This window comes from Mesorhizobium sp. M2A.F.Ca.ET.067.02.1.1 (assembly GCF_004023285.1).
GTDB lineage: Bacteria > Pseudomonadota > Alphaproteobacteria > Rhizobiales > Rhizobiaceae > Mesorhizobium.
Map to the genome: position 1 here is coordinate 1 of NZ_RZSB01000308.1, position 6,609 is coordinate 6,609.

Sequence of the window (6,609 nt, forward strand, 5' to 3'; positions counted from 1 at the left end):
GAAATACGCGGACCGCCGACGGGGCTGACAGCGCGTGTGGCCATGCAGCTTGCCGCCCATGCCGAGCGCGGGCACATCCTCTGCTCAAGGCTGGTCGCCGACCTGGCCGCGGGTTCCGGGCTGCATTTCACCGATGCCGGCCGAATCAGCCTCGACGAATTGGACGAGCCGCTGGCGCTGGTGCAGGTGACGGCCGAACAGCATCTGGAGCCGGCCTGCCGTCCCAAGCCCAAGCCGGCCGAACCGGCAACGCTGACGGCTCGCGAGAGCGAGGTGGTGAGCCTGATCGCCGACGGCAAGAGCAATGCCGCGATCGCAGCCGAGCTCGACCTCAGCGAGCACACGGTCAAGCGCCATGTCGCCAACATATTGCTCAAGCTCGACCTGCCGTCGCGGGCGGCGGCAGCGGCATTCTCGGCCAGGCATGCTGGCCCGGACGGGCCATGAGAGCCATGGCGCTTTCGGGCGAAGCGGTCGGGACGCGTAGGAGGTATCAATTATCCCAATGCAGGCAGCCAGGAAGGCACTGCGGGGCCATGGAGAGACAAGATGTTGACCAAGACAAAGACGGTGGACGGCGCGGCGATCAAGAAGGCGATCGAGGGCCGTGACGGCAAGTTGCTGTCGAGCTTCTACACCGACGATGCGCTGGTGCGCGTCGTCGACCGCAACAACCCGCCGAGCAAGCCGCGCGAAATCCGCGGCCGCGCGGCGATCAGCATCTTCTGGGACGACATCTGCAGCCGGGCGATGACCCACAAGGTCGACGCCACCATCGCAGAGGGCGACAACCTCGCCTTCATGCAAGCCTGCGCCTATCCGGACGGCACCAAGGTGGTTTGCGCGGCGATGCTGGAGCTGAGGAACGGCCTGATCGCGCGGCAGACCGTCGTGCAGGCCTGGGACGAATAATCAATCGCGGACAAATCAACAGCGGCCTCGGCCGCAGTGGTGAGGGAGAACCGAGATGTTCAGCGCCAGATGGCAGATCGACGCCAGGTTCGGCCACAAGCAGACCGCACTTGAGCTGATGCGGAAATGGGAGCGCGAGATCGGCTCGCAGATCGGTCTGGCCGACCTGAATTTCCGCCTCATGACGGGTTCGATCGGCGCGCGCGAAGCGACGATCGAGTCCCATCACGAGGTTGAAAGCCTGGCCCAGCTGGAAGCGTTCTTTGCCAAGATCGCCAAAATCGACGCGCACGCCAAGTGGGGCAAGGAGCTGGAGCCCTATGTGGTGTCGGGCACCAGCCAGTGGCAGATCTTCCGGATCGTGGAATAGTTGATTGCGAAATAGCCGAGGGCCGAAGAGGCAGCGGCGAACATGACGGGAAGAGCGGCGGCGAGGCAGGCGGCCACTCGACGTCACCGGATCGACCCAAATCAGGAACCGGCCCGTCGGTCAGTCACGGCATCCGCTTTGGCTGCCGTGCCAATGGCTCTCCCGGGCCATGCCCCGCTGGTCCTTTCGGGCGAAGCGGCGGGGGCCGGATTGGTGCAATGTGCTCTTCCTGCACCAGCCAACGCATCCGCCCGACGAGGCGAGCAAACGAAGCAACACATGCGTCGCGTCGGCGCGCCATGCGCCGGCGCAATCAAGGGAGCAAACCAATGACCGACGAAGCCCATGCAAAACTGCGTGAAAGCCTGCGCGGGGAGATGATCCTGCGCGACGATGCCGGCTATGACGAGGCCCGCAAGGTCTATAACGGCATGATCAAAAAGCGCCCGCTGCTGATTGCGCGCTGCGCCGATGTCGCCGACGTGATCGCCGCCGTGAAATACGCCCGCGACAACGACCTGCTGATCGCCGTGCGCGGCGGAGGCCACAACGGCGCCGGACTGGGGATCTGCGACAACGGTCTCGTCATCGACCTGTCGATGATGAAGGGTGTCCATGTCGATCCGAAAACGCGCACCGTGAGAGTCGGGCCGGGCTGCAATTCAGGTGACGTGGACCATGCCACCCATCCTTTCGGGCTCGCCGTTCCGGCCGGCATCGTCTCGACCACCGGCGTTGCCGGCCTGACCCTCGGCGGCGGTACAGGCTATCTCACGCGCAGATACGGTCTCACCATCGACAATCTGGTCGAAGCCGATCTGGTGTTGGCCGACGGCAAAGTGGTGACCGCCAGCAAAGCCGAGAACCCCGATTTGTTCTGGGCGCTTCGCGGCGGCGGCGGCAATTTCGGCATCGTGACCAACTTCCTGTTCCAGGCCCATCCCGTGAACATAATCTTCGGCGGCCCGGTGTTCTGGGAGGCCAAGGACGCCATGGCCGTCATGCAGACCTATCGCGACTATCTGCCGGAGGCGCCGGAGGATCTCGGCGCGTTTGTCGGCCTGAAGACCGTTCCCTCGACCGATCCCTTCCCGCGCGAATATTGGGGCAAGCGCGCCTGCGCCATCATCTCCTGCTACAACGGCAGCGAGGAGGACGGGCGCAAGGCCATGGCGCCGCTGCTCGACAATCTGCCGCCGCCGATCTTCAACTGGATGGGTGTGATGCCGTTCCCGGCCTTGCAGGCAATGTTCGACCCGCTGCTTCCGAAAGGCCTGCAATGGTACTGGAAGGGCGATTTCGTCAGGTCGCTTCCCGACGAAGCCATCGCGACCCATATCGCGCAGGCCGCCGCGGCGCCAAGCGAATTGTCGCTGATGCATCTTTACCCGATCGACGGCGCCGTTCGCCGCGTCGGCAAGAACGAGACGGCATGGAATGCGCGCGACGCGACCTGGTCGATGGTCATCGCCGCCATCGATCCCGATCCGGCCAAGGCCGCCGACCTCACCAAATGGGCCAAGACCTACTGGGCGAGCATCCATCCCCACAACGGCGAAGGCGGCTACGTGAATTTCATGATGGAGGACGAAGGAGAAGCGCGCGTGCAGGCGAGCTATGGCGCAAACTACGAGCGGCTTAGCCAGGTGAAGCGCATCTACGACCCGTTCAACATCTTTAGGGTCAACCAGAACATCAAGCCCGCGGCATCGGAGATGCAAGGGAGGACGGCCGCTTAAACCGCGTCGCGCTGAGCCGGGCTCAGGCGACGCGGTTTAAGTCTTTGTTTTGATGCATGTCGTTGTCCCAGAACCGCGCACACTTCTGGGCGACATGCATTAGTTCTTACGCCGCCTCCGCCCACGTAGGGGATAGAGGCCGGATTGCCATCGGATTTGCTACGGGCAATGGGCAATCCGGCCCCTCTCGCAAGGGACTAGCCGTGCGCCACCATGACGTGGCGGACAGCCGTGTAATCCTCCAGCGCGTAGAGCGACATGTCCTTGCCGTAGCCTGACTGTTTCAGGCCGCCATGCGGCATCTCGTTGGTCAGCATGAAGTGCGTGTTGATCCAGGTGCAGCCATATTGCAGACGAGCGGCGGTCGCCATGGCGCGCGCGACGTCCTTGGTCCACACCGACGAGGCAAGGCCGTAGTCGCTATCGTTGGCCCAACTTACTGCTTCGTCTACGTCCGCGAAGCGGGTGATGGAGACGACCGGGCCGAACACCTCGCGGCGCACGATCTCGTCTTCCTGTAGCGCGCCGGCGACCACCGTCGGCTGGTAGTAGAAGCCGGAGCCCTCCCCCGGCTTGCCGCCGGTGGTGATCTCGATGTGCTTCAGTTCGGAAGCGCGCTCGACGAAGCTCGACACGCGGTCGCGCTGGCGGCGCGAGATCAGCGGGCCGATCTCGTTCTCGGTGTCGTCAGGCTGGTTGTATTTGATGGTCGAGACAGCGGAAGAGAGATCGGCGACCAGCTTGTCGTAGATCTTCTTGCCGGCATAGATGCGGCAGGCGGCGGTGCAGTCCTGGCCTGCATTGTAATAGCCGAAGGCGCGCAGGCCATTGACCACGGCGCCAAGATCGGCGTCGTCGAAGACGATGACCGGCGCCTTGCCGCCAAGCTCCAGATGCGTGCGCTTGACCGATTTGGCGGCCGCCTGCAGCACCTTCTTGCCGGTGGCGACATCGCCGGTGATCGAGATCATGTTGACCTTGGGGTGGTTGATCAGCGTGTTGCCGACACTGTCGCCGCGGCCGAGCACGACATTGACGACACCCTCGGGCAGGATTTCGGCGAGGATCTTCGCCAGCTTGAGCGATGTCAGCGGCGTCTGTTCCGATGGTTTGAAGACGACCGTGTTGCCGCCGCCGATCGCCGGCGCCAGCTTCCAAGCCATCATCATCAGCGGATAGTTCCAGGGCGCGATCGAGGCGACGATGCCGATAGGGTCGCGCCGCACCATCGAGGTGTGGCCCGCAATATATTCGCCGGCCACCTGACCGGGCATTGAGCGCACCGCGCCGGAGAAGAAGCGGTAGCAGTCGACGATCGCCGGGATCTCGTCATTGAGCACGGCATTGATCGGCTTTCCGCAATTCAGCGCCTCTAGCGCCGCGAACTCCTTGGCTTCCGCCTCGATGCGGTCGGCGATCTTGAGCAGGTAGCCGGAGCGCTGCGCCGGCGTGGTACGCGACCAACTGACGAACGCTCGCTCGGCGGCACTGACGGCCGCCTCGATCTGCGCCGGGCTTGCTTCCGGCAGGTTGAGGATGGTTGCCCCGGTCTTTGGATTGAGGATCGGCTCCTCGGTTTCGGTGCCCTTCTCGAATTTCGAGCCGATGAGCATCTGGGTGTCCATTGGGTTTCTCCCTGATTAGGAGCGAATAGGGAGTAGCGAATAGGGAGATCGACAGCCGAACCGTATTCGCTACTCGCTATTCGCTACTCGCTGTTTTCATTTCCCACTCCCCGCGATCTGGTCGCCGTCGCGGGTCAGGTAATAGGCAACGAGGATCGGCAGCAGCGTCACCAGCACGACGACCATAGCAACGACATTGGTGACCGGGCGCTGGCGCGGACGGATCAGCTCCTCCAGCATCCAGATCGGCACCGTCTGCTGCTGGCCGGCGGTGAAGGTGGTGACGATGACCTCGTCGAAGGAGAGCGCGAAGGCAAGCATGCCGCCGGCGAGCAGGGCGGTTGCGATGTTCGGCAGCACGACATGCCGGAAGGTCTGGAAACCGTCGGCGCCGAGATCCATCGAGGCTTCGATCATCGATCCCGAGGTGCGGCGGAAGCGGGCGACGGCGTTGTTGTAGACGACGACCACGCAGAAGGTGGCGTGGCCGAGCACGATCGTCCAGAACGAAAAGGGAATGTCGGCCAGCGAAAAGGCCGAGCGCAGCGCGATGCCGGTGATGATGCCGGGCAGCGCGATCGGCAGGATGACCAAGAGCGAGATGGCCTCGCGGCCGAAGAAGTGGGTCTGCGAGACGGCGGCGGCGCAGAGCGTGCCGAGCACCAGCGCGATCGCCGTCGAGATGGCGGCGACGCGGACCGACAGCGACAGCGCATCCCATACGTCCGGCCGGTTCCAGGTAACGGCGAACCATTGCGTGGTGAGCCCCGGCGGCGGCCAGACGAAACTCTTCTCTTCCGTCGTGAAGGCGTAGACGAAGATCAGCAGGATCGGCAGGTGCAGGAACAGCAGGCCGCAGGCGGCGGCGATCTTCAGGCCGAGCGGAGCACGTTGGCCACGGTCAGAGCGCATCGAAAGCCCCCATGCGCTTGGCGCCCCAGAGATAGAAGCCCATGATGACGATGGGCACCACGGTGAAGGCGGCGGCCAACGGGATGTTGCCGGCGGTGCCCTGCTGCGAATAGACGGCCTGGCCGATGAAGAGGCGTGACGTGCCGATAATCTGCGGGATGATGTAGTCGCCCAAGGTCAGCGAGAAGGTGAAGATCGAGCCGGCGACGATGCCGGGCAGCGCCAGCGGGAACAGCACGTTGCGGAAGGTCTGGCCGGGCGAGGCGCCGAGATCGGACGAGGCCTCGACCAGGTTGCCGGGCACGCGCTCGAGCGCGGCCTGCACAGGGAGGATCATGAAGGGCAGCCAGACATAGACGAAGACGATGAAGGTGCCGGTGAAGGAGACCGACAGCGAGTTGCCGCCGACGATCGGCAGCGACAGCCAGGCGTCGAGCAGCCAGAGCAGGTTCAGCTTGGCGAGCAGCCAGGTGAGGATGCCTTCCTTGGCGAGGATCAGCTTCCAGGCGTAGATCTTGACCAGGTAGCTGGACCACAACGGCAGCATGACGCCGAGATAGAACAGCGCCTTCCAGCGGCCGCGCGCATAGCGCGCCGCGTAATAGGCGATGGGGAAGGCGATGACCGCCGAGGCAAGCGTGACGAGTGCCGCCATCGTCACCGTACGCAGGATGATGTCGAGATTGGCGGCCTGCAGCAGATCGCCATAAGTCTTTAGCGTGAACTCGCGGTTGATGAGGCCCGAGAACTCGTCGATCGAGAAGAAGCTCTGTGCCAGCAGCGCGAAGAGCGAGCCGATATAGACGATGCCGAGCCACAAAAGCGGCGGGGCGAGCATCAGGGTGAGCAGGAATTTCGGGCGGCGCCAGAAGAGGTCGGAAAGCGCGCCGCGCATGCCGCCGCTGACTGGCAGGATGGCGGGAGTGGGGTTGGACTGAACAGCGGCGATGGTCATGGCGCCACCGCGTGTTGAGGGCGATCGTGGGAGAGGCCGCGATCCTTCGCCCCCCTCTCTGTCCTGCCAGACATCTCCCCCTCAAGGGGGGAGATC

General features: G+C 64.1%; 7 protein-coding genes. 4 read left to right on the top strand and 3 right to left on the bottom strand.

The window, feature by feature from the left end; translation table 11 throughout:
* From EOA28_RS20230 to EOA28_RS20245, 4 genes are all read left to right on the top strand, one after another.
* The coding region (locus EOA28_RS20230; RefSeq protein ID WP_245501564.1) for a helix-turn-helix transcriptional regulator at nt 1–447 on the top strand (447 nt) is incomplete at its 5' end.
* A 102-nt stretch (nt 448–549) separates the two neighbouring features.
* Nucleotides 550–912 carry a nuclear transport factor 2 family protein gene (locus tag EOA28_RS20235; protein ID WP_126079704.1) on the top strand — a complete coding sequence of 121 codons (363 nt, stop codon included), beginning with the start codon at nt 550–552 and terminating at the stop codon, nt 910–912.
* 55 nt (nt 913–967) lie between these two features.
* Nucleotides 968–1,282, top strand: a complete 315-nt coding sequence (locus EOA28_RS20240; RefSeq protein ID WP_127249812.1) for a hypothetical protein — start codon at nt 968–970, stop codon at nt 1,280–1,282.
* Nucleotides 1,283–1,611: 329 nt separating this feature from the next.
* Nucleotides 1,612–3,021 carry an FAD-binding oxidoreductase gene (locus EOA28_RS20245; protein ID WP_128315206.1) on the top strand — a complete coding sequence of 470 codons (1,410 nt, stop codon included), beginning with the start codon at nt 1,612–1,614 and terminating at the stop codon, nt 3,019–3,021.
* 197 nt (nt 3,022–3,218) lie between these two features.
* On the opposite strand, the gene EOA28_RS20255 is transcribed toward EOA28_RS20245, so the two are convergent.
* From EOA28_RS20255 to EOA28_RS20265, 3 genes are all read right to left on the bottom strand, one after another.
* Nucleotides 3,219–4,646: a gamma-aminobutyraldehyde dehydrogenase gene (locus EOA28_RS20255; RefSeq protein ID WP_127249810.1), complete on the bottom strand. Its 1,428-nt coding sequence runs from the start codon at nt 4,644–4,646 to the stop codon at nt 3,219–3,221.
* Nucleotides 4,647–4,742: 96 nt separating this feature from the next.
* Complete coding sequence (locus EOA28_RS20260; RefSeq protein WP_127249809.1) at nt 4,743–5,558, bottom strand: ABC transporter permease; 816 nt, start codon at nt 5,556–5,558, stop codon at nt 4,743–4,745.
* Nucleotides 5,548–6,453 carry an ABC transporter permease gene (locus EOA28_RS20265; protein ID WP_189342111.1) on the bottom strand — a complete coding sequence of 302 codons (906 nt, stop codon included), beginning with the start codon at nt 6,451–6,453 and terminating at the stop codon, nt 5,548–5,550. Before EOA28_RS20265 ends, EOA28_RS20260 begins: the two co-directional genes overlap by 11 nt.
* Between the last annotated feature and the right edge of the window lie 156 nt (nt 6,454–6,609).

Coding starts and splice junctions, on each gene's coding strand:
- EOA28_RS20235 (WP_126079704.1), top strand. CDS start 550: ATGTTGACCAAGACAAAGACGGTGGACGGCGCGGCGATCAAGAAGGCG.
- EOA28_RS20240 (WP_127249812.1), top strand. CDS start 968: ATGTTCAGCGCCAGATGGCAGATCGACGCCAGGTTCGGCCACAAGCAG.
- EOA28_RS20245 (WP_128315206.1), top strand. CDS start 1,612: ATGACCGACGAAGCCCATGCAAAACTGCGTGAAAGCCTGCGCGGGGAG.
- EOA28_RS20255 (WP_127249810.1), bottom strand. CDS start 4,646: ATGGACACCCAGATGCTCATCGGCTCGAAATTCGAGAAGGGCACCGAA.
- EOA28_RS20260 (WP_127249809.1), bottom strand. CDS start 5,558: ATGCGCTCTGACCGTGGCCAACGTGCTCCGCTCGGCCTGAAGATCGCC.
- EOA28_RS20265 (WP_189342111.1), bottom strand. CDS start 6,453: ATGCGCGGCGCGCTTTCCGACCTCTTCTGGCGCCGCCCGAAATTCCTG.